This window comes from Duganella aceris (genome assembly GCF_011090165.1).
In the GTDB taxonomy this organism is placed as follows: Bacteria; Pseudomonadota; Gammaproteobacteria; order Burkholderiales; family Burkholderiaceae_D; genus Rugamonas; species Rugamonas aceris.
This window is the reverse complement of sequence record NZ_JAADJT010000006.1, coordinates 190902-213547: the sequence shown is the minus strand read 5'-3', so window position 1 is coordinate 213547 and position 22646 is coordinate 190902. Positions and strand designations below refer to the sequence as shown.

The following is a 22646-nucleotide window of genomic DNA, read 5'->3' as shown; positions in this document are numbered from 1 at the left end:
CGCAGTGCGGACGAGTCCTTGTTACGGTAATGCTGGCGACGAGCGCCAATGTCGGATCTTGTGGCCGGTCACGGCGTACCACAGGATCAGCGCGTAGCACGGCAGCAGCATCCAGTAGCCGGCTTGCGGACTGGCCAGGTCGGAGAGACGGCCGTACAACAGCGGCAGCACGGCGCCGCCGGAAATCGCCATCACCAGCAGCGCCGCGCCGCTGGCGGTGTAGCGCCCCAGCCCCTGCAAGGCCAGCGGCCAGATCGCCGGCCACACCATGGCGTTGGCCAGGCCGAGCAGCGCCAGGCACAGCACGGTGTCCGGCACCGGCGGTGCGCCGGTCCAGCCCAGCAGCACTTGCGACAGGCCGCCGTCGACGCCGGAGCCGAGCGCCACGCCGGCCGTCAGGGCCATGCCCAGCAGCGCCGAAAGCACCAGCGCCTTTTGCTGCGACAGGTAGCGCGGGATGGCGACCACGCCGATCAGGTAGCCGATCACCATGAACACCATCGTGTAGGAGGTGAGCACGCCGAAGTTGGCGATGTTCAGTTCATGGCCATACAGGCCGATGGTGTCGCCGGCGATCACTTCGACGCCGACGTAGGCGAACAGCGCCAGCGCGCCCAGCACCAGTTGCGGGAATTGCAGCACGCCGGTGCGCTCGACGCCGGTGTTGGCGCCGTCCGTTTCCGGCGGGATGTCACGCAGGCGGGAGAAGTGGATGAACACCATGATCACGAACAGCACCGCCGCCATGCAGGCGTAGGGGAACACCAGCCGCTCCGACAACGTGGCGCGCATCGCGTCGCGCGCGGCCGGCTCCAGCGTCGCCAGCGCCGTGTGGGAAAAGCGGTCGATATCGGACAGCATCAGCGACGAGAACACCAGCGGCACCACCACGCCGGCGCCCTTGTTGAACACGCCCATGATGCTGATGCGCATGGCGGCGCTTTCGCGCGGGCCGAGGCAGACGATGTAGGGGTTGATCGCGGTCTGCATCAGCGTCATGCCGCTGGCCAGCGTGAACAGCGCGGCCAGGAACAGTTCGTAGTGCGTGCTGCGCGCCGCCGGGATGAACAGCAAGGCGCCCGCGCCCATCACGGCCAGGCCCAGCGTCATGCCGTTCTTGTAGCCGATCCGGCTCAGCACGGCGGCCGATGGCAAGGCCATCAAGGTGTAGGCGATGTAGAAGGCGAAGGTGACCCAGAGCGCCTGGAAGTTGCTCAGGCCGCACACGATCTTCAGGAACGGCACCAGCGATCCGTTCAGCCAGGTGACGAAGCCAAGGATGAAAAACAGCAGCCCCACGAACAGCATGCCGACGACCACTTCGCGCACCGAGTCCCCGCCACGTTGTTCCGGCTGGTTGATGATGAGCTGTTGCATGTATGTCCCCCAAGTTGTCGATGAGTCATGCTAGCAGCGGCATGAGTGTACGACCAGCAAGCGGCGGGGAAAACATAAGTACATGATTTTATTGAGATTAGTGCCGGAGCGGCGGGTCAGCGCTTACATTTCTTTACATAAGCGCCGTTCGCGTCCATCTTGCGTCATGCAATCCGCAAACTGCGCTTGCAAAACTTTACAAATCGACGCGAGAAATTACAGCTTTGTGACACGCTAGCCACACGTGGCGCCGCGCACCAGCTCCAGCCAGGCGCGCGCGGCGAAGGACAGGTGACCGCCACGGCGCCAGGCCAGCATCAGTTTCCAGTCCAATGCCGGCTCCTCCAGCGTCGCCACGGTGAAGCTGCCCTTGGGCAGCGTGTCGCAAAATACCTTGGGCAGCAAGGCGATGCCGACGCCCAGTCGCACCAGCGAGGCCAGGAAATCCCATTGCCCGCTGCGTCCGCTGATGCGCGGCGTGAAGCCGGCGCGCAGGCAGGCGTCCTTGACGATGTCGTTCAGCGCGAAGCCCTCGCCGTAAAAGATGAACGAGCTGTCGGCCAGCTCGCGCAGCGCCACCGAGCGGCGCCCGCGCCATTCGGAATCCTTGGGCGCCAGCAGGCAAAGCGGCGAGCAGACCAGCGGCAGCGCGTCGAACTCCTGCCAGATGCCGGCGTTGGCCGCGTGATCGAGCATGGTGCCCAGCTCCAGCGAGCCGCTGCGCAGATCGAGCTCGATCGACTGCGAGCCGCCTTCGAACAATTTGAGCTCGATGTCCGGATAGCGCCGGTGATACGCCGCCAACAACGGTGCCAACACCAGGTGCGCCTGCTGCGTCACGCCCAGGCGCAGGTCGCCGCGCCGCATCTGCTGCAAGTCCTCCAGCTCGACGCCCATGTCTCCGTGCATCGCCAGCAGCGCGCGGCCGCGTTGCAGCACCACGTTGCCGGCGTCGGTCAGCGTGAAGCGTTTGCCGACGCGCTCCAGCAGCATCAGGCCCAGCTCCTGCTCCAGCTGCTGGACCATCTTGCTGACCGTCGGCTGGGTCACGTGCAGGTGCTCGGCGGCGCGGCTGAAGCTCTGCTGCTCGACCACGGCGACAAAATAGCGCAGGGAACGGATGTCCACGTTCTATTCCAATTCAGAATGATTTTCATAATTTTAATTCATTTTATCTTTTCTGCGCCGGCGCCTAGAATGGGAAGATGAAACGTATTCTCACCATCCTGGCGCAAGTCCTGGCGCTGATCGCCGCCTGGTACGCCGCCGACCGCGCGGCGGCGTGGCTGCACCTGCCCTTCTCCGGCGGCGTGGTCGGTCTGCTGGTGATGGTCGCGCTGCTGCTCAGCGGCGCGCTGCGTCCGGCCGCCGTCGAACAGGGCGCGGACTGGCTGCTGTCCAACATGCTGCTGTTCTTTATTCCGTTGGTGGTGTCCGTGGTGCAGTTCACCGATCTGCTGAAAAGCGATGGCCTGCGCCTGTTCGCCGCCATCGGGCTGGGTTTCATCAGCGTGCTGCTGGCCACAGCCTTCACCGTGGAATGGGTGTGCCGGCTGGAGCGCGGCCGCCGCCTGCGTCGGCTGCGCAGCGAGCGTGCCGCATGATGCCCCTGCTGTTCTTACTGCTGACGGTCGGGCTGTTCTACGCCAACCAGGCCGCGCACCGGCGCTGGCGCTCCGTCTGGCTGACGCCCGGCATCACCACCTCGGCGATCCTGATCGCGGTGGTCGAACTGTCGGCCACGCCCTTCCCCGAATACTTTAGCGACACGCGCTGGCTGGCGTGGCTGCTCGGCCCCGCGACGGTGGCGTTCGCGCTGCCGATCTATCAGTACCGCGATCTGATCAAGCGCCATTGGCTGGCGCTGGGCCTGGGCAGCTGCGCCGGCATCGCCGCGTCGGTGGCCAGCACGCTGCTGCTGGACCGCCTGCTTGGACTGCACGGCAGCATGGCGCAAAGCCTGCTGGCGCGTTCGGTGTCGACGCCGTTCGCGCTGGAGGCGACGCGCCATCTCGGCGGCTCGGCGCAGCTGACCGGCGTGTTCGTCATCATCACCGGCCTGTTCGGCATCGTGCTCGGGCAAACTTTGCTGGCGCTGCTGCCGCTGCGCATGCGCATCGCGCGCGGCGCGCCCTTCGGCGCGGCGGCCCATGGCTTCGGCTTGAGCGTGGCGCGCCAGGTCGGCCGCCAGGAAGGCGCGGTCGCCAGCCTGACCATGATCTTCAGCGGCATCCTGATGGTGCTGCTGGCGCCACTACTGGGCCATCTGATTACTGCATCAGCTCTTTGACCGCCGGCAGCATCGCATCGGACCAGATCTGGTAGCCCTTGGCGGTTGGATGCAACGAGTCCGCCATCACCTCCGGCGAGATGTCGCCGTCCGGCTGCACGAAGCGCGCGCCGTAGTCGTGGAAGAACACGTGCTTGCCGTCGTCCAGTCGGGCGATCATGCGGTTCAGTTCCACCACCTGCGCGCGGCGCGGATTATGCGCCGACTTCTCGAACGGCAGCACGGCGTTCAGCAGGATGCGGGCGTCGGGATATATGCCGCGCAGCTGCGCCACCACTGCTTGCACGCCGGCGTAGGTTTCGGTCGGCGTCGCGCTGCAATGGAAGAAGTTGTTCACGCCGATCAGCAGCACCACCACTTTCGGATGCAGCTTGGCGGCATGGCCGTTTTGCAGGCGCCACAACACGTTGCCGGTGTGGTCGCCGCCGATCGCCAGGTTGGCCGGGCGCCAGGCGCCAAACGATTTATCCCATATCGGCTTGTTCCAGCCCTCGGTGATCGAGTCGCCGACGAACAGCAGGTCGACATTGCCCGCGTCGGCGACTGCGACCTGGCCCTGGTACAGCTCATTCCAGCGCGCCACCGACATCCATGAGTGCTCCTTGATGCGCGGCGCCGGCGTGGTACCGCATACGCCGCCACCGCTGATGGCGTGCAGCTGGTCGGCGTACTCCTTGATCAGCAACAGCGAGCTGACGTCGGAATCGAACACCGAGTACAAGCCCTGCTCCTCCTGCGGCGGATCGCCGACGAAGTCGTTACCCGGCTTCCACCAGTAATCGGCGTTGGCGGCGCGGCCGGCGCCACCCCAGGCCCAGAAATTGAAGCCGGCGATGGGATCGCCCTTGCGCGCGCGGGTCGCGACGATCTCGAATACCTCGCGGTAGAAGCGGTCGCGGATCCTGGTGGTGGACTTGATGTCGAACGAGGCGCCGTCGCGGTCCAGGCCGAACTCCTCCAGCACGATCGGCTTGTTGAGCTGTTTCGCCAGGTCGATGTGCGAATTCAGATAGTCGCGGCTCTTGTCCATCATGCCGTTCCAGCTGCCTTCGGGATTTTTCGAGTCGAACCAGCCCCAGTTCTTCGGCCACAGGTGGTAGGTCAGGTAGTCGATGCGCGGCGTCTTGTGCGAATCCAGGAACAGCTTTTCATCGCGCGCGGAGCCGGCCAGGCCTTCGCTGCCGCTGCTGACCAGGTGGTTCTTGTCCAGGCTATGAATATAGCCGGCGGTGTCGTCTATCCATTTGATGTAGACCGCCTTCTCGCCGGCGCTCGGCTTGCCGTTGCCGGGGCGCGGCTCGTTGGCCAGCTGCCACGACATGATGCTGGCGTCCTCCGAGTACGGCTTGCCGGTGATGGTGTTGACGCGCTTGACGATGCTGGCGATGACCTTGCGGTACTCGGCCTGCGCCGCCGCGTTGCGGTAGAAGGTCGCGGTCTTGCGCATATAGGTGTCGTAGTCCTTGGTCACGTTGGGATCCAGCGCCGGCGTGCCTTCGAACCAGTTCAGGTACTGCGTCATGCCGCCCGACCATTGCCAGAAGTTGTTCAGGTAGAGCACCACGGTCATGTCGCGCTTGGCCACTTCCGCCATCAGGAAGTCCAGGCCGACCAGCAGATCTTCGTCGTAGCGGCCGGGCGCGGTGGTCGATGCCGGGCTCACCGCGCTTTTCATGTCGGTCTTTTCGGAGACCGCCAGCACGCGCAGGTTGTTGATGCCCAGCGCGTGCATGGTATCCAGTTCCTTGACCAGCCGCGCGCGCTCGCCCACGCCGGCCACCGCGCCGAGGTAGCCGCCGTACCAGAAATTGGCGCCGACAATGTAGTAAGGCTGCTCCTTGCGGAGGAAATGGGTGTCCTTGACGCTGACGAAATCGGCGGCGCCGGCCAGGCCGCACAGGCACAGCATCAGGGCGGCGGCCAGGAATCGGGTGATCTGTCTCATGTCTCGCTCATTTTGTTTTAATGAAAAGATTTTGCATGCGGACCGCCTTCCGGTCAAACAGCCAGTGTGTTTAGGCGGCTGTTTAGTAATCCTCACTAAACAGCAGACAGCCAATATCAGCAGGCCCCACGCGCTGCGCGAGCGGCTAGAATGCACTTGTTTAGTAAATGGCGCTAAACTTTTCGCCAAATCCGCCGGGTCGTTTGACCGTGGCCAGGCAGCCATGCAAGACTGTATTGATAACAAAGGGGAGACAGATTGAGCACGAATGTCACGATCAGAGATATCGCCCGCGTCGCCGGTGTGTCTGCCGGGACCATTTCGCGCGCGCTGAAAAACGAGCCCGGGCTGACCGAAGCGACCCGCCAGATGGTGGTGGAAGCCGCGCGGGAGCTGGGCTACGACTTTTGCAAGCTGCGCCCGAAGCGGCTGCGCCGCCTCACCTTCCTGCTGCACCGCCAGCACAATACCGCCTCCAGCAGTCCGTTCTACTCGCCGGTGCTGCACGGCGCCGAGGAAGCCTGCCGCAAGCAAGGCATCGTGCTGTCGTTCATGGCGGTCGGGCCGGCGGACGGCTTGATCGACCAGATCCGCATGCACGCCCCGGACGGCATCGTCTGCGCCGGCTTCTTCGAACCCGAGTTGCTCAGCGCCCTGCGCGCGACCGGCAAGCAGCTGGTGCTGATCGACATGCAGCTACGCGGCTACAGCTCGGTCAATCCCGACAACATGATGGGCGGCTACCTGGCGACCAGGCACCTGATCGACACCGGTCGCACCCGCGTCGGCTTCATCTCCGGCCCGCTGGCGCACTACTCGATCCGCGAACGCGCGCGCGGCTACCGCCAGGCGCTGTTCGAAGAAGGCATCCTGGCCGATCCGCGCCTGGAAGCCTGCCTGCCGGACGGCGTCGACCTGGAGACCGGCGCCTGGGAAGCGATGGAACAGCTGCTCGCCCTGCCCCATCCGCCGGACGCGGTGTTCTGCTACAACGACAGCGCGGCACTGGTGGCGATGCGCTGCTGCCTGGCCAAGGGGCTGAAGGTGCCGCACGATGTGGCGATCGTCGGCTTCGACGACATCTCGACCGCCGTGCTGGGACACCGTCCGCTGACCACGCTGCGCATCGACAAGAAAGCCCTGGGCGCGCTGGGCGTGGAACTGCTGCTCAACGGCCCGCATGAAAACCCGGTCGAGAAGATCGCGCCGGTGGAACTGATTGTAAGAGCCAGCACCGTCTTCGACGGCTGGCGACCAAAAAACCTAGCAACCCTCAAACGGACCTGATAATGGCCCCTGATTTTCGTTCCCGCTCCACGCTGCTGGACCACATCCAACACACCAAGCGCTTCTACGACGACCGCTGCGTCGATGCCAGCGGCGGCATGTACCACTTCTACAAGGACGACGGCACGGTCTACGACGCCCACACCCGCCACCTGGTGAGCAGCACCCGCTTCGTATTCAACTACGCCATGGCGTGGCGCCAGTTCGGCGACGCGGCCGACCAGCAGCGCATGCGCCACGCGCTGGCCTTCCTGCGCGATGCGCACCGCAACCCGGCCACCGGCGGCTACGCCTGGCAGCTGGACTGGAACGGCGGCGAGCGCCGCGTCAGCGACGGCACCAACCACTGCTACGGCCTGGCCTTCGTGCTGCTGGCCTACAGCCACGCGATGATGGCCGGCGAGACGCTGGCCCGCGACTGGATCGCCGAAACCTTCGCGCTGATGGAGCTGCGCTTCTGGGATCCACAACACGGCCTGTACGCCGACGAGGCCAGCGCCGACTGGAGCACGCTCGATCCGTATCGCGGCCAGAACGCCAATATGCACAGCTGCGAGGCGCTGATCGCCGCCTTTGAGGCGACCGGCGAACGCGCCTACCTGCTGCGCGCCGAAACGCTGGCGCGCAACATCACGCAACGCCAGGCCGCGCTGGCCGACAACATGATCTGGGAGCACTACCACGCCGACTGGTCGGTCGACACCGAATACAACCGCGACGACAAGAGCAATATCTTCCGTCCGTGGGGCTACCAGCCGGGCCATCTGACCGAGTGGGCCAAGCTGCTGTTGCTGCTGGAGCGCCACGCGCCCCACCTGAACGGCGACGCCAACTGGCTGCTGCCGCGCGCCGCCGAATTGTTCGATGCCGCGCTGGCCAAGGCCTGGGATCATCAGCACGGCGGCATCCACTACGGCTTCGCGCCGGACGGCAGCATCTGCGACGATCTGAAATACTTCTGGGTGCAGGCCGAGAGCCTGGCCACCGCCGCGCTGCTGGCGGCGCGCACCGGCGAGTCGCGCTACTGGACCTGGTACGACAAGATCTGGAGCTACAGCTGGGAGCATTTCGTCGACCACCAGCACGGCGCGTGGTACCGCATCCTCGGCGCCGACAACAGCAAGCTGACCGACGAGAAAAGCCCGGCCGGCAAGACCGACTACCACACCATGGGCGCCTGCTACGAAGTCCTCAACGTATTGACCAAGGACTGAAATGGCCGACTTTCCCTTGTTCGTCGCGGCGGGTGAAGCGCTGACCGACATGATCGTGCAGGATCCGGCGCAGACGCAGTGGCTTAGCCAGGTCGGCGGCTCGACCTGGAACGTGGCGCGCGCCATGGCCAGGCTTGAGGTGCCGACCGCCTTCGCCGGCGCCATCAGCAACGACGTCTTCGGCGACGCGCTGTGGACCGCCAGCGAAGCGGCCAGGCTGGACCTGCGCTTCCTGCAGCGCTATGACCACGCGCCGCTGCTGGCGATCGTGCACCGCACCGATCCGCCGGCCTACTTCTTCGTCGGCGACGACAGCGCCGACCTGCAGTTCGACGCGGCGCGGCTGCCGCAAGGCTGGGCGGCGCAATGCCAATGGGCGCACTTCGGCGGCATCAGCCTGGCGCGCCAGCCGCTCGCGGACAAGCTGGTGGCGCTGGCCGAGCACCTCAAGCTCAAAGGTGTGCGCATCAGCTACGACCCGAACTACCGGGTGCTGATGGACGCCAGCTACGACGCCACGCTGCACCGCATGACCGAGATCGCGGACGTGGTCAAGGTGTCGGAGGAAGACCTGGCTGGCCTGTTCCGCAGCGACGATATCGAGACCGCGTTCGCCACGCTGCGCGGCTGGAGTCCTGGCGCGACCTACCTCTACACCAAGGGCGGCGCCGGCGCCTCGCTGCACATCGGCGACGACGCGTGGCATCTGCCGGCGCCGAAGATCGCCGTGGTCGACACGGTCGGCGCGGGCGACGCCAGCATCGCGGCACTGGCCTGGAGCATGCTGCACCGCAGCGACGCGCAACCCTTGCAGCACCTGCGCTTTTCGGTGGCGGCCGGCGCGGCGGCCTGCCTCGCGGCCGGCGCTTCGCCGCCGTCGTTGCAGGCGATCGAGGCGCTGCTGGTCTGAAAACCACGGAAACTTGGCAATCCGACTACCCCTAATGGGATGTTGTCCGATTAATCGCTACATTTGATACAAGACAACCCTCACATCCGCGTTTCCAAGGTGATAAACTCAGTAGGTCCGATCAATCTACTGAGAGGCTTTCTCATGAACCAGATGTCAAGACGCCAGTTCCTTCGGGTGACTGGCGCAACCATCGCGGGTTCCAGCATTGCGCTACTCGGCTTCGCGCCGGCAACGGCCCTGGCCGAAGTCCGGCAGTACAAGCTGGCGCGCAGTACCGAAACCCGCAATACCTGCCCATACTGCTCCGTCGGTTGCGGCATCCTTATGTACGGCCTGGGCGACGGCGCCAAGAACGCCACCGCCAGCATCATCCACATTGAAGGCGACGCCGACCACCCGGTCAACCGCGGCACGCTGTGCCCGAAGGGCGCCAGCCTGATCGACTTCATTCATTCGCCGAATCGCCTGCTGGTACCCGAGTACCGCAAACCCGGCGGCACCGAATGGAGCCCGATGAGCTGGGACGACGCGCTGACCCGCATCGCCAAGCTGATGAAAGAAGACCGCGACGCCAACTTCACCGAGAAGAGCGCCGACGGCAAGACCGTGAATCGATGGACCACGACCGGCATGCTGTGCGCATCGGCCGCGACCAACGAAGTCGGCTACTTAACCCATAAAACAATGCGTGCCACCGGCATGCTGGCATTCGACAATCAAGCACGTGTATGACACGGTCCGACGGTGGCAGGTCTTGCCTCGACATTTGGACGTGGTGCGATGACGAATCACTGGGTAGACATCAAGAACGCTGATGTCATCCTGGTCATGGGCGGTAACGCAGCAGAAGCACACCCTTGCGGGTTTAAATGGGTCACGGAAGCGAAGGCGCATCGCGGCGCCAAGTTGATCGTGGTCGATCCGCGCTTTACCCGAACCGCTTCGGTTGCGGACTATTACGTCCCTACCCGTACCGGCGCGGACATCGTTTTCCTCGGCGGGATCATCAACTACCTGCTGACCAACGATAAGATCCAGCACGAGTACGTCCGCAACTACACGGACATGCCGTTCATCGTCCGTGAGGATTTCGCCTTCAACGACGGCCTGTATTCGGGCTGGGACGACGCGGCGGGCAAGTACACGGACAAGAGCAGCTGGAACTACGAGATGGGCGAAGACGGCTATGCCAAGATCGACCCGACGCTCGAACACCCGCGCTGCGTGTACCAGCTGATGAAGAAGCACTACGCGCGCTACACGCCGGAGATGGTGGAGAAAGCCTGCGGCGTGCCGCCGGAGAAATTCCATCACGTCGCCGAAATGCTGGCCTCGACCGCCGTACCGGGCCGCGCCGCGACCATCCTCTACGCCCTGGGCTGGACCCAGCACTCGACCGGCGCCGAAACGCTGCGCACGGGCGCGATGGTGCAGCTGTTGCTGGGGAATATGGGCATCGCCGGCGGCGGCATGAACGCGCTGCGCGGCCACTCCAACATCCAGGGTCTGACCGACCTGGGGCTGCTGACCAATATGCTGCCGGGTTACCTGACCCTGCCGGGTGAGGCCGAGCAGGATTGGAACGCCTACGTGGAGAAGCGTGCGCTGAAACCGCTGCGTCCAAATCAGCTCAGCTACTACAGCAACTCGAAGAAGTTCCTGGTCTCCTTCATGAAGGCCTGGTGGGGCGACGCCGCCACCGAGGAAAACAACTACGCCTTCGACTATCTGCCCAAGCTGGACAAGCCGTACGACATGATGCAGGCCTTCGAGCTGATGCATCAAGGGAAGATGAACGGTTACATCTGCCAGGGCTTCAACATCCTGGCGTCGGCGCCGGACAAGCAGAAGATCACCGAGTCGCTGTCGAAGCTGAAATGGCTGGTGGTGATGGATCCGCTGGCGGTCGAAACCGCCGAGTTCTGGCGTCCGTTCGGCGAGTTCCACCAGGTCGATCCGAGCAAGATCCAGACCGAGGTGTTCCGCCTGCCGACCACCTGCTTCGCCGAGGAACGCGGCTCGCTGGTCAGCTCCTCGCGCGTGCTGCAGTGGCACTGGCAAGGCGCGGACGGTCCGGGCCAGACCAAGAGCGATCTGGAAATCATGTCGGGCATCTTCCTGCGCATGCGGAACGCCTACAAGAAGGACGGCGGCAAGTTCCCCGACCCGATCGTCAACCTGACCTGGCCTTACGCCAAGCCAGACAGCCCGACGCCGGAAGAACTGGCGATGGAATTCAACGGCAAGGCGCTCAAGGAGATCACCGATCCGAAGGATGCGACCAAGGTCCTGCTGAAGAAGAACGAGCAGCTGGCCGGCTTCGCCCAACTGCGCGACGACGGCAGCACCGCCTGCGGTTGCTGGATCTTCGCCGGCAGCTGGACCGCCGCCGGCAACCAGATGGGACGCCGCGACAACAGCGATCCGTCCGGCATCGGCAATACGCTGAACTGGGCCTGGGCCTGGCCGGCCAACCGCCGCGTGCTGTACAACCGCGCCTCGTGCGACCCGAAAGGCAAGCCGTGGGATCCGACCCGCAAGCTGGTGAGCTGGAACGGCACCAACTGGGCCGGCGCCGACGTGCCTGACTTCAAGGCCGACGAACCGCCGGAAAACGGCATGGGTCCATTCATCATGCTGGCCGAAGGCGTGGCGCGATTCTTCTCGCGCGATGCGATGGCCGAAGGTCCGTTCCCGGAACACTACGAGCCGTTCGAAACGCCGATCGGGCACAACCCGCTGCACCCGAACAATCCGCGCGCCACCAGCAATCCGGCCGGCCGCATGTTCCCGGGCGACCGCGCCAAATTGGGCAAGAAGGAAGAGTATCCGCACGTGGCGACCAGTTATCGCCTCACGGAGCACTTCCACTATTGGACCAAGCACGCGCGCCTGAACGCCATCATCCAGCCGGAGCAATTCGTCGAAATCGGCGATGCGCTGGGCAAGGAGCTTGGCGTGGTGCACGGCGACCGTGTCAAGGTCAGCTCCAAGCGCGGGCATATCATCGCCAAGGCGGTGGTGACCAAGCGGATCAAGGCATTGACCATCGACGGCAAGCTGACCCACCAGGTCGGGCTGCCGATTCACTTCGGGTTCAAGGGAGTCACCAAACCGGGCTACCTGATTAATACCCTGACGCCGACGGTTGGAGACGGCAATTCACAGACACCGGAATTCAAGTCGTTCCTGGTGAAGGTGGAAAAAGCATGACGGCCCGAGGAGAATAAACATGGCATTACAATCGCTTGATATCAGGCGCATGTCGGCGACGACGGTGCAGGAACCAGTGGCTCGTACACCGGTCACCGGCACCGTCGCCAAGCTGATCGACGTTTCGAAGTGCATCGGCTGCAAGGCTTGCCAAACCGCCTGCATGGAGTGGAACGACCTGCGCGACGACATCGGTGAAACCACCGGCGTCTACGACAATCCGATCGACCTCTCTCCGCAATCGTGGACCGTGATGCGGTTCTCGGAAGTCGAGAAGAACGACGGCAACCTCGAATGGCTGATCCGCAAGGACGGCTGCATGCATTGCGAAGATCCGGGCTGTCTGAAGGCCTGTCCTTCGCCGGGCGCCATCGTCCAGTACACTAACGGCATTGTGGATTTCCATCAGGAGAACTGCATCGGCTGCGGCTACTGCGTCGCCGGCTGCCCGTTCGACGTGCCGCGCATTTCGAAGAAGGACGACCGCGCCTACAAGTGCACGCTGTGCTCGGACCGCGTGGCCGTCGGCCAGGAACCGGCTTGCGTCAAGACCTGCCCTACCGGCGCGATCGTCTTCGGCACCAAGGAAGACATGAAAGTGCACGCGTCGGAGCGGATCGAAGACCTGAAGTCGCGCGGCTATGCCAACGCGGGCCTGTACGATCCGGCAGGCGTCGGCGGCACGCACGTGATGTACGTGCTGCACCACGCCGACCAGCCTGGCCTGTATCACGGCTTGAAGTCGAATCCGAGCATCAGTCCCGTGGTCGGCTTGTGGAAGGGCTTGACCAAGCCTCTGGCGCTGGCCGGCCTGGCCGTCACCGCGCTGGCGGGCTTCTTCCACTACACCCGTGTCGGGCCGAACGAGGTCAGCAAGGAAGAGGAAGCCGAAGCGCTGCATGAGGCCGACCGTATCAGGGAGGACGCAAGATGAACACTTCCAATCGCGACAAAGACGGTAATCCGCTGATCGAGCGCTACACGCCGAACGAGCGCACCAACCACTGGATCACCGCCATCTGCTTTATTTTGCTGGCGGTGTCCGGTTTGGCGCTGTTCCATCCGGCGATGGCGTGGATGGCGGTGTTTCTCGGCGGCGGACAATGGACGCGCATCCTGCATCCGTTTATCGGATTGGTGATGTTCGTGTCGTTCGCGCTGCTGGTGGTGCGCTTCTGGCACCACAACCTGATGGAGAAAGGCGATACGCAGTGGCTGAAGCAGATCGACGACGTGGTCAACAACCGCGAAGACAAGCTGCCCAAGGTCGGCCGTTACAACGCCGGCCAGAAGCTGCTGTTCTATGTGCTGATCCTGTGCATGCTTGGACTGCTGTTGTCCGGCGTGGTGCTGTGGCGCGCTTACTTCTCGATCTACTTCCCGATCGAGATCGTGCGCCTGGCCGGTTTGCTGCACGCTTTCTGCGCTTTTGTGATCATTGCTTCGATCATTGTCCACATCTACGCGGGCTTGTGGGTCAAGGGTTCGATCGGCGCCATGGTGCGCGGCACCGTCAGCTACGGGTGGGCGCGCAAGCACCATCCGCGCTGGTTTGAGGAAGTGGTCCGCAAAACGAGGGACTAAGCCTACGACCATCCCGTTTTGGGATTAAAATACTCCCTGAGCCGGCAGCCCTTCGCCACCGGCAATATGGGAGATTTTTTTGGTACAACGCTTGCTTGCTCCTGGCGAGATCGAATCGCTCGATCACAACGCCATACCGCGTCTGCTGCTCCCCGAAGTACGCAGCCTGTTCACCGCGCGCGCCGCGCGGCTGCGGCAACTCGCCAACAACGATATCAAAGGCATTCCGGTCGACGAGTCGTTGAGCGGTTATCTGCAATTGATGGCGGCGCTGGTCGATGCGCAAGCCGTCGTCGTCAAGACCTTCCCCGCTGAAGCCTTCGCCTTGCCTCCCGAGGCCGACATGACGCTGGCGCTGGATCACAACATGCCGCCGCTGCCAGTCAGCGGCACCCGTCCCGCGTCGTGGCGGGCGGTGTTCAGCACGCTGCTGGAGCAACTCGACGGACTGGCCGCGAGCCAGCCGCAGATCGCCACCGTGCTGGCCGAGCTGCGCGCGCTCGACGACGCTCAGCTGGAAGGCTGCGCCGACGCGGTGCTGGCCGAGCTGACCGAGGGCGTGCATCCGTTGCACGCGCCGTTCGTTGCGGCGGCCTTGCAGGTGGTATGGACCATGCGCGCCGGGCAGCTCGATGTGCAGCGCGTGGCGCCGTTGGTCACCAATACTTTGTGCCCGGTCTGCGGCGCGCATCCGGTGGCCAGTGTGATCCGCATCGGTGGACAGTCGCAGGGCTACCGTTATCTGCAGTGCAGCTGCTGCTCCAGCGAGTGGCACATGGTGCGGGTCAAGTGTTCGTGCTGCGAGCATACCGGCAAGATCGCCTACCAGAGCATCGAGGCCGCAGACGCCGAGACGCCCGCGACGCCGGACAACAAAGCCAACGATCCAAGCAAGGTCGCGCGCGCCGAGACTTGCGAGGACTGCCGTACCTACCGCAAGATCTTCAACCAGGAGCACGACTTCAACGTCGACCCTCTGGCCGACGATCTGGCCAGCCTGACGCTGGACCTGCTGGTCGGCGAAGCCGGCTACGCCCGCGCCAGCGGCAACCCGCTGCTGTGGTTCAACGCGGAATGAACACGCCCCCCGCCGACGCGACCAACCGCGCCACCACCGCGCCCGACGCGGCGGCGGGAGTCGCCGATGCCCGCGCGACCGTCGACGCGGCAGTTGGCGTCGCCGATTCCCGCGTGGCCGTCGACGCGGCGGTTGGCGTCGCCGATTCCCGCTTGGCCGTCGACGCGGCGGCGAGCGTCGCCGGTGCCCGCACGGGCGCCGACTCGCCGCACTGTGCCGCGCCTGGCGCGATCCGGCTGCCGGCCGTGCATCTGATCCTGTCGGACGCTGGCTGCGAGGCGCTGATCGCCGAATACGGCCGCGTGCAAACGCTGGAAGCCGCGCGCGCGCTGCTGGCGGAACTGCGCGGCGTGTTGCTGGCCGCCCGCCGCGCCGAGTCGCCCGTCGCGCCAACGGCGGCCACCGACACCAACATCCCCGCCCTGCTGGCCATGCTCTCCGACCGCCTGCGCGACAGCAACCGCTCCCCCCTGCGCCCGGTGTTCAACCTGACCGGCACCGTCCTGCACACCAACCTCGGCCGCGCCCTGCTGCCCGACAGCGCGGTGCAAGCCGTCGCCGAAGCCCTGCGCTGGCCGATGAACCTCGAATGGGACATCGACACCGGCAAACGCGGCGACCGCGACAACCTGATCGAAGACCTGCTGCTCGAACTGACCGGCGCCGAAGCCGCCACCATCGTCAACAACAACGCCGCCGCCGTGCTGCTGATGCTGAACACCCTCGCACAAGGCAAGGAAGTCATCGTCTCGCGCGGCGAACTGGTGGAGATCGGCGGCGCCTTCCGCATCCCCGACATCATGACCCGCGCCGGCGCGGTGCTGCGTGAAGTCGGCAGCACCAACCGCACCCACCTGAAAGACTACGACGAAGCCGCCGGCCCGCAAACCGCGCTGATGATGAAGGTCCACTGCAGCAACTACGCCATCACCGGCTTCACCAAAAGCGTCGAACTGCCGGAACTGAGCCCGCTGGCGCAAAAGCACAAGATCCCGCTGGCGGTGGACCTGGGCAGCGGCACACTGGTCGACCTCGAACAATACGGCCTGCCGCACGAAACCACCGTGCGCGAAACCATCGCAGGCGGCGCCGACCTCGTGACCTTCAGCGGCGACAAACTGCTCGGCGGCCCGCAATGCGGCATCATCGTCGGCCGCAAGGACCTGATCGCGCAGATCAAGAAGAACCCGCTGAAGCGCGCACTGCGCGTCGGCAAACTGACGCTGGCCGCGCTGGAACCGGTGCTCGCGCTATACCGCGCCCCCGACCTGCTGCCGGAACGCCTGACCACCCTGAAACTGCTGACCCGCCCCGCCGCCGCCATGCGCGCGCAAGCGCAAGCCATCCTGCCGGTGATGCAAGCGGCACTGGGCGCCGGCTACGAAGTGCGCGACGAAGCGATGATGAGCCAGATCGGCAGCGGCGCCCTGCCGGTCGACCAGCTGCACAGCCACGGCCTGGCGATCCGCGCCGCCGAAGGCAGCCGGATCAGCAACGTGCTGGGCATGCTGGAACAACGCCTGCGCAGCCTGCCGCTGCCCGTGATCGGCCGCGTCGCGCAGGACACGCTGTGGCTCGACCTGCGCTGCCTGGACGCCCATCAGCAACAACGCTTCACCGACCAACTCAGCTTGCTGCAAACGCCCGCATGATCGTCGGCACCGCAGGCCATATCGACCACGGCAAGACCACGCTGACGCGCGCGCTGACCGGGGTCGACACCGACCGTCTCAAGGAAGAAAAAGCGCGCGGCATCTCGATCGAACTCGGTTACGCCTACGCCCCGCTACCGGGCGGCGAGATCCTCGGCGTGATCGACGTCCCCGGCCACGAAAAATTCATCCGCACCATGGCCGCCGGCGTGACCGGCATCGACGCCGCACTGCTGGTGATCGCCGCCGACGACGGCATCATGCCGCAGACGCTGGAGCACCTGGCCATCCTTCGCCTGCTGGGCGTCAAACGCGGCGCCGTCGCGCTGACCAAGACCGACCGCGCCGACGCCGCCCGCCTGCAACAGGTGGAAGCCGACATCGCCGCGCTGCTGGCGCCGACAGACTTCGCCGGCGTCCCCGTCTTCCGCACCAACGCCACCGCCGACAACGATCCCGGCGTGCAGTCGCTGCTCGCGCATCTGGGGCAAATGGCGGCCGCGCTGCCGGCCAGCGACGAACGGCGCCTGTTCCGGCTCGGCGTCGACCGCGTGTTCACGCTGTCTGGACAAGGCACCATCGTCACCGGCACCGCGCTGGCTGGCAGCGTACAGGTCGGCGACATGCTGCAACTGGCGCCCGGCGGACAGCAGGTGCGCGTGCGCAGCATCCACGCCCAGAACCGCGCCGCCGACAGCGGCCGCGCCGGCCAGCGCCTGGCCCTGAACCTGAGCGGCGCCGCCAAGGAAGACATCGAGCGCGGCACCTGGGTGGTCGCACCCGCCCTCGCCGCCTGCTCCGAGCGCATCGACGCCGAACTGACGCTGACGCCGGACTGCGGCCTGACGCTTAAGCCTTGGTCACCGCTGCATGTGCACCTGGGCGCGTCGCACCACACCGCCAACGTGGTGCTGCTGGAAGGCGAAGTGCTGGCGCCGGGCCACACCGCGCGCGTGCAGCTGGTGCTGGACGCGCCGGTGCACGCCGTGCCGGGCGACCGCTTCGTGATCCGCAACGCGCAAGCCACCGCCACCATCGGCGGCGGCATGGTGATCGATCCATTCGGGCCGGCGCGCAAGCGGCGTAGCGCGACGCGGCTGGCGTGGTTGCAGGCGCTGTCCGATTTCATCGACGGCGGCGACATCGCCTCGCTGCTGGCGCGCAGTCCGCTGGGCTTGCGCATGTCGGCGCTGGTGCGACTGTCGCAGCTGCCGTCCGAACAGATCGTCGCGCCGCCGGACACCATCGAAGTCGCGCTGCAAGGGGGCGACACGCTGCTGATCGCCGTCGCCGAAGCGCGCGCGCTGGAGACCCGCATCCTCGAAGGCCTGGCGCAGTTTCACGCGCGCGCACCGGACGACGCGGGGCCGGAGCTGTGGCGCCTGAAGCGCATGGTCGCGCCGGACATGGAGGACCGTCTGTGGAGCCGGCTGGTGCAAACGCTGATCGATGCCGGCACGCTGAAACAGCGCGGCCGCAGCCTGCACCTGCCGACGCACAGCGTGGAGCTGAGCGCGGCGGAACAGGCGCAAGTCAAGCCGCTGCTGGCATCCCTGCTGGCGGGCGGCTTCGATCCGCCATGGGTGCGCGACCTGATGCGCGAGCATCACATGCCGGAAGCCGAAGTGCGGCGCCTGCTGCTGAAGCTATCCAAGACGGGCGAGATCAGCCAGCTGGTGCCGGACCTGTTTTATCATCCGGCGCGGCTGGCGGAACTGGCGCGGCTGGTGGCGGAGCTGCCGGAAGTGCAGGCGTCGGCATTCCGCGACGCCACCGGCCTGGGTCGCAAGCGGGCCATACAGATCTTGGAGTTCTTCGATCGCGTCGGCTATACTCGGCGCGTCGGCAATATTCACCTGATACGACCGAACGCGGTGTGGTCGTACAGCGGAGAGTAGCACCACAAAGGAAGGCATACTCATCCGGTGATGGGGCCGGGCTTCAAACCCGGTGGGGGGCGTCAGACGTTCCCCTGTAGGTTCGACTCCTACTGCTTTCCGCCATTCACCACCGCAGCCACCATATCGACCGCCGCATCGAAGCTTGCGGGGTCTTCTTCCAGCAGCGACCATAGACGATTGTGTTCGGCGCCCCGCACCACGTGCAGCTGGCGCGATTGCGCGCGGGTGGCGGCGGCCACCAGACGTTGCGGGATCTCCAGCGGGATCACGGCGTCGTGCTCGGCGGCGATGACCAGCAGCCGGCCTTCGAAGCGCGACAGGATGTCCCAGGCGTCGCTGTCGACCCAGCTGCGCTCGCGGCGGATCACCGCCGAGAACTCGGGACCGAACGGCACGTCATACGCCGGCGGCGTGTAGACACCGGGGACGATCAGCACCAGCGCGTCGACCCGATGCAGCTGCGTCAGACGGATCGCGTTGTAGGCGCCCATGCTGGAGCCGAAGACGACCAACGGCTCCGTCATGCCGCGCGCCGCCACCACCGCTTGCGCTTGCCGCGTGCGGCTGGCGACCGACGACTGCGCCAACGCGCCGCCGGTCTCGCCATGGCCGATGCAATCGAAGCAGGTGCTGCCGATGCCGCGCCGCTGCAATGCCCCGCGCAACAGGCGATGCCCGTGACGCGTGCCGGCGCCGGCGCCATGCAAGTACAACACCCGGTTGCCGGCGGAGCCGAGGAACTGGTCGCCCTTGAGCGTCAAGCCGTCGAACGGCACTTCAAAATCGAGGATGGTAGACATGCCGGCAGGGTAGCGGATCCGCCAGGGTTTGTAAAACCGCGTAAGAAATACGGTGCTTTGACATTGCTGTCTAGTTCAGTGATAAAATAAATCAAAAGAAACTTAAGTTTCTTATCAATAACAAAACCTCCCAAAAAACGAGCGTTTCAAATCACTTCGATCATGTAAGGGAGCACTATGCAACTATCCAATATGAAGGTCGGCAAACGCCTGGCCGTGGGCTTCGGCGCTACCCTGTTGCTTTTGATGGCGGTTGCCTTCGCGGGCTGGCTGAGCATCACCAGAACCGGCGCCGACACCGACGATCTGCTGCTGCAACAACTGAAAACGGAACGTCTCGTCACCCAATGGCAGTCGATCATCAACGGCAATGTGCAACGCGCGCTGGCGGCCGCCAAGACTACAGATCCCGAAGTGCAGAAGTTTTTTGAGAACGGCATCGCCATGACTTCCAAGCTGGCCCTGGAAGATCAGAAGAAAATCGCGGAGCTGCTGAATGATGCCGGCGCCAAGGCGCTGTTCGAGGAAGCCGGCGAAAAACGCAGCCGCTATCAGGCCGCGCGCAAGAGCGCGCTGGCGGCCAAAGCCGATGGCGACCTGGATGCGACCAAGCGCATCATCGACCAGGAATTCGTGCCGGCCGCCGACGCCTACCTGGCCAGCATCGAGAAGCTGGCGCAGCGCCAGAAAGCCGCCATCGACGAACTCGGCGACGGCATCCATGTGCGCACCTTCCGCTCGGCCACCACCATCATCAGCCTGAGCGTGGTCGCCATCGCCTTGGCGGCGGCGCTGGGCTGGCTGATCACCCGCTCGCTGCTGCGCCAGTTGGGCGGCGAGCCTGGCTACGCGGCCGGCATCACCGACCAGATCGCCGCTGGCGACCTGACGGTGCGGATCGAATTGCTGGCCAACGATACCTCCAGTCTGCTGTACAGCATCGCCGCGATGCGCGACCGGTTGGCGTCCATCGTCAGCGAAGTGCGCAGCAGCACCGACTCGGTCGCCACCGCGTCGAACGAAATCGCCAGCGGCAACCAGGACCTGTCCTCGCGCACCGAGCAGCAAGCCGGCTCGCTGGAGGAAACCGCTTCGTCAATGGAGGAATTGACCGCCACCGTCAAGCAGAACGCCGACTTCGCGCGCCAGGCCAACCAGCTGGCGGCCTCCGCTTCCGGCGTGGCGGTGCGCGGCGGCGACGTGGTCGACGGCGTGGTCGAGACCATGGAGTCGATCAGCGCGTCGTCGAAGAAAATCGTCGACATCATCGGCGTGATCGACGGCATCGCATTCCAGACCAATATCCTGGCGCTGAACGCGGCGGTCGAAGCGGCGCGCGCCGGCGAACAGGGACGTGGCTTCGCGGTCGTCGCCTCCGAGGTGCGCAACCTCGCGCAACGCTCGGCCAGCGCCGCCAAGGACATCAAGCACCTGATCGGCGAGTCGGTGGAGAAGATCGCCAACGGCGCCATGCTGGTCGACGAGGCCGGCGGCACGATGCGCGAGATCGTTTCCAGCATCAAGCATGTCAGCGAGATCATGGAGCAGATCACCGCCGCCAGCGGCGAGCAGCAAGCCGGCATCGAGCAGATCAACCAGGCCATCATGGAGATGGACGGCGTGACGCAGCAGAACGCGGCGCTGGTGGAACAGGCGGCGGCCGCCGCCGAGGCCTTGCAGGGCCAGTCCACCCATCTGGCGGAGCTGGTCAGCGTGTTCAAGCTGGAGGGCGGCGCGGCGCCGGGCAAGGTGCGCGCGATGGCGTCGGGCCGCAGGCGGCAGGAGCCGCGCGCGGTCGCGCTGCCGCGTCTGCGCAACGGGTCGGCTTGACTCCGGGCCCAGGCCGGCGCGTCGTTGGTTAAAAATGAGTGGTGGCTTCGTGGCGGATTGTACAATGCTGCATCACTTATAAGGGGACCCACGATATGAAACACATCGCTCTGCGCGCCGCGAGCTTCGGCATGGCGCTGGCGTCGTTCGCCGCGCATGCCGCCACGCCGGCACTGACCGCTGAAAAGCTCTATCAGGCCAACTGCGCGGTATGCCACGGCAGCAAGCTGGAAGGCGCGGTCGGCCCGACGCTGCGCGACCACACCTGGCTGCATGGCGCGCCGACCAAGGCCAACCTGATCAAGGTGATCAGCAAGGGCGTGCCGGAGAAGGACATGCCGGCCTGGTCCCCGACCTTGAGCGCAAAGCAGATCGCGATGCTGGCCGATTACATCGCGGCCAACGCCAACAAGCCGGCCATCGCGGCCGCCTCCGCGGCGAAGCCGGCCGCCGTTGCGGCCGTGGCCGCGCCCGCCGCCAGGACCGCGCAGGGCGGCGTCGACCTGAGCGGCTTCAAGCTGCCGAAGGGCTTCCATATCAGCGTCTACGCCAACGAGGTCGCGGCCGCGCGCAGCATGGTGGTGTCGGACAATGGTGTGGTCTATGTCGGTTCGCGCAAGGCAGGCAAGGTGTACGCGCTGGTGCCGCGCGGCGACAAGCAAACCGCCGACGTGGTCACCATCGCCGAAGGCCTCGATAGCCCGATCGGCGTGACGCTGTTGAACGGCGCGCTGTACGTGGGCGAAATCAGCCGCGTGATCCGCTTCGACAATATCGACAAGCGCTATGCGCAGAAGCCATCGTACGAAGTGGTCAAGGTCAGCCTGCCGACCGACAAATGGCACGGCGAGAAGATCATGAAGGCCGGCCCGGATGGCAAGCTGTACATCCCGGTCGGCGCGCCGTGCAATATCTGCGACACCGACGAGACCCGAAGCGCCAAGATCTACCGCATGAACGGCGACGGCAGCGGCCTGGAAGAATACGCGCGCGGCGTGCGCAACACCGTGGGCTTCGCCTTCCATCCGATCACCAAGGCCTTGTGGTTCACCGATAACGGCCGCGATGAAATGGGCGACAACACGCCGTCGTGCGAATTGAATATCGCGCCGAAACTGGGCCTGCACTTCGGCTTCCCTTACTGTCACGGCGGCGTGGTGCCGGATCCTCAATTCGCCGGCAGCCACACCTGCGAAGAGTTCGAGCCGCCGGTCGCCAAGCTGGGGCCGCACGTCGCGCCGCTGGGGCTGACCTTCTACACCGGCAAGCAGTTCCCAGAGGCGTATCGCAACAACGTGTACGTTGCCGAACACGGTTCGTGGAACCGGACCACCAAGAGCGGCTACAGCGTGCGCCTGATCACGCTGTACAACAGCAAAATCGTCAGCGACACCGCCTTCATCGACGGCTGGCTGCGCGGCGAGGAAGTGGTCGGCCGCCCGGTCGATCTGGTCACGCTGGCCGATGGCTCGATGCTGGTCTCCGACGACTACGGCGGCCGCATCTACCGCGTTACTTACGACGGCAAATAGTTCCGTCAGCCGTTCGATGGTGCGGTCCCT

17 protein-coding genes and 1 tRNA gene are annotated in these 22646 nt (G+C 65.2%); 14 read left to right on the top strand and 4 right to left on the bottom strand.

Annotation, left to right across the window (positions count from 1 at the left end; all coding sequences use genetic code 11):
* Window positions 1–21: 21 nt before the first annotated feature.
* Window positions 22–1377 carry a sugar MFS transporter gene (locus GW587_RS14785; RefSeq protein WP_166104312.1) on the bottom strand — a complete coding sequence of 452 codons (1356 nt, stop codon included), beginning with the start codon at window positions 1375–1377 and terminating at the stop codon, window positions 22–24.
* A 234-nt stretch (window positions 1378–1611) separates the two neighbouring features.
* Window positions 1612–2505 (bottom strand): LysR substrate-binding domain-containing protein, encoded by an 894-nt coding sequence (locus tag GW587_RS14780; protein WP_166104309.1) that lies wholly within the window; start codon window positions 2503–2505, stop codon window positions 1612–1614.
* A 77-nt stretch (window positions 2506–2582) separates the two neighbouring features.
* On the opposite strand from GW587_RS14780, the gene GW587_RS14775 reads away from it, so the two are divergent.
* Both GW587_RS14775 and GW587_RS14770 read left to right on the top strand, forming a co-directional pair.
* Entirely contained in the window at window positions 2583–2981 is a 399-nt protein-coding gene (locus GW587_RS14775) for a CidA/LrgA family protein (protein ID WP_207393497.1), read from the top strand.
* Window positions 2978–3667, top strand: coding sequence for an LrgB family protein (locus GW587_RS14770; protein WP_166104307.1), 690 nt, complete (start codon window positions 2978–2980; stop codon window positions 3665–3667). Before GW587_RS14775 ends, GW587_RS14770 begins: the two co-directional genes overlap by 4 nt.
* Here the strand turns inward: GW587_RS14770 and GW587_RS31320 are convergent.
* The gene (locus GW587_RS31320; RefSeq protein ID WP_229259455.1) at window positions 3648–5612 is read right to left on the bottom strand and encodes a GDSL-type esterase/lipase family protein; all 1965 of its coding nucleotides are present in this window, start codon (window positions 5610–5612) and stop codon (window positions 3648–3650) included. The genes GW587_RS14770 and GW587_RS31320 overlap by 20 nt on opposite strands.
* A 258-nt stretch (window positions 5613–5870) precedes the next feature.
* On the opposite strand from GW587_RS31320, the gene GW587_RS14755 reads away from it, so the two are divergent.
* From GW587_RS14755 to GW587_RS14710, 10 genes are all read left to right on the top strand, one after another.
* Entirely contained in the window at window positions 5871–6899 is a 1029-nt protein-coding gene (locus GW587_RS14755; RefSeq protein WP_166104304.1) for a LacI family DNA-binding transcriptional regulator, read from the top strand.
* Window positions 6900–6901: 2 nt separating this feature from the next.
* Window positions 6902–8113, top strand: a complete 1212-nt coding sequence (locus GW587_RS14750; protein ID WP_166104301.1) for an AGE family epimerase/isomerase — start codon at window positions 6902–6904, stop codon at window positions 8111–8113.
* 1 nt (window position 8114) lies between these two features.
* Window positions 8115–9023 (top strand): carbohydrate kinase family protein, encoded by a 909-nt coding sequence (locus tag GW587_RS14745; protein WP_166104298.1) that lies wholly within the window; start codon window positions 8115–8117, stop codon window positions 9021–9023.
* A gap of 144 nt (window positions 9024–9167) precedes the next feature.
* A complete protein-coding gene (gene fdnG / locus GW587_RS14740) occupies window positions 9168–12239 on the top strand; it encodes a formate dehydrogenase-N subunit alpha (RefSeq protein ID WP_166104296.1) in 3072 nt (1023 codons plus the stop codon).
* A gap of 19 nt (window positions 12240–12258) precedes the next feature.
* Window positions 12259–13173, top strand: a complete 915-nt coding sequence (fdxH, locus tag GW587_RS14735; RefSeq protein ID WP_166104293.1) for a formate dehydrogenase subunit beta — start codon at window positions 12259–12261, stop codon at window positions 13171–13173.
* On the top strand, window positions 13170–13823 hold the full coding sequence (locus tag GW587_RS14730; protein ID WP_166104290.1) for a formate dehydrogenase subunit gamma: 654 nt from the start codon (window positions 13170–13172) through the stop codon (window positions 13821–13823). Before fdxH ends, GW587_RS14730 begins: the two co-directional genes overlap by 4 nt.
* Before the next feature lie 79 nt (window positions 13824–13902).
* Complete coding sequence (fdhE, locus tag GW587_RS14725) at window positions 13903–14901, top strand: formate dehydrogenase accessory protein FdhE (RefSeq protein WP_166104288.1); 999 nt, start codon at window positions 13903–13905, stop codon at window positions 14899–14901.
* Complete coding sequence (gene selA / locus GW587_RS14720) at window positions 14898–16553, top strand: L-seryl-tRNA(Sec) selenium transferase (protein WP_229259454.1); 1656 nt, start codon at window positions 14898–14900, stop codon at window positions 16551–16553. Before fdhE ends, selA begins: the two co-directional genes overlap by 4 nt.
* Window positions 16550–18451: a selenocysteine-specific translation elongation factor gene (gene selB, locus GW587_RS14715; protein ID WP_166104285.1), complete on the top strand. Its 1902-nt coding sequence runs from the start codon at window positions 16550–16552 to the stop codon at window positions 18449–18451. Before selA ends, selB begins: the two co-directional genes overlap by 4 nt.
* Window positions 18452–18460: 9 nt before the next feature.
* Window positions 18461–18556: transfer RNA gene (locus GW587_RS14710), tRNA-Sec, on the top strand.
* Here the strand turns inward: GW587_RS14710 and GW587_RS14705 are convergent.
* A complete protein-coding gene (locus GW587_RS14705; protein ID WP_166104283.1) occupies window positions 18541–19254 on the bottom strand; it encodes an alpha/beta fold hydrolase in 714 nt (237 codons plus the stop codon). The two genes, GW587_RS14710 and GW587_RS14705, sit on opposite strands and share 16 nt — an antisense overlap.
* A gap of 177 nt (window positions 19255–19431) precedes the next feature.
* Here GW587_RS14705 and GW587_RS14700 point away from each other — a divergent pair, with 177 nt between their 5' ends.
* Complete coding sequence (locus tag GW587_RS14700) at window positions 19432–21084, top strand: methyl-accepting chemotaxis protein (protein ID WP_166104280.1); 1653 nt, start codon at window positions 19432–19434, stop codon at window positions 21082–21084.
* Window positions 21085–21179: 95 nt separating this feature from the next.
* The gene (locus tag GW587_RS14695; RefSeq protein WP_166104277.1) at window positions 21180–22616 is read left to right on the top strand and encodes a c-type cytochrome; all 1437 of its coding nucleotides are present in this window, start codon (window positions 21180–21182) and stop codon (window positions 22614–22616) included.
* Window positions 22617–22646 lie beyond the last annotated feature (30 nt).

Excerpts from the sequence above, each read along its gene's own strand:
- GW587_RS14785 (WP_166104312.1), bottom strand. The coding sequence starts at position 1,377 with ATGCAACAGCTCATCATCAACCAGCCGGAACAACGTGGCGGGGACTCG.
- GW587_RS14775 (WP_207393497.1), top strand. The coding sequence starts at position 2,583 with ATGAAACGTATTCTCACCATCCTGGCGCAAGTCCTGGCGCTGATCGCC.
- GW587_RS14770 (WP_166104307.1), top strand. The coding sequence starts at position 2,978 with ATGATGCCCCTGCTGTTCTTACTGCTGACGGTCGGGCTGTTCTACGCC.
- GW587_RS31320 (WP_229259455.1), bottom strand. The coding sequence starts at position 5,612 with ATGAGACAGATCACCCGATTCCTGGCCGCCGCCCTGATGCTGTGCCTG.
- GW587_RS14750 (WP_166104301.1), top strand. The coding sequence starts at position 6,902 with ATGGCCCCTGATTTTCGTTCCCGCTCCACGCTGCTGGACCACATCCAA.
- GW587_RS14745 (WP_166104298.1), top strand. The coding sequence starts at position 8,115 with ATGGCCGACTTTCCCTTGTTCGTCGCGGCGGGTGAAGCGCTGACCGAC.
- fdxH (WP_166104293.1), top strand. The coding sequence starts at position 12,259 with ATGGCATTACAATCGCTTGATATCAGGCGCATGTCGGCGACGACGGTG.
- GW587_RS14730 (WP_166104290.1), top strand. The coding sequence starts at position 13,170 with ATGAACACTTCCAATCGCGACAAAGACGGTAATCCGCTGATCGAGCGC.
- selA (WP_229259454.1), top strand. The coding sequence starts at position 14,898 with ATGAACACGCCCCCCGCCGACGCGACCAACCGCGCCACCACCGCGCCC.
- selB (WP_166104285.1), top strand. The coding sequence starts at position 16,550 with ATGATCGTCGGCACCGCAGGCCATATCGACCACGGCAAGACCACGCTG.
- GW587_RS14705 (WP_166104283.1), bottom strand. The coding sequence starts at position 19,254 with ATGTCTACCATCCTCGATTTTGAAGTGCCGTTCGACGGCTTGACGCTC.
- GW587_RS14700 (WP_166104280.1), top strand. The coding sequence starts at position 19,432 with ATGCAACTATCCAATATGAAGGTCGGCAAACGCCTGGCCGTGGGCTTC.
- GW587_RS14695 (WP_166104277.1), top strand. The coding sequence starts at position 21,180 with ATGAAACACATCGCTCTGCGCGCCGCGAGCTTCGGCATGGCGCTGGCG.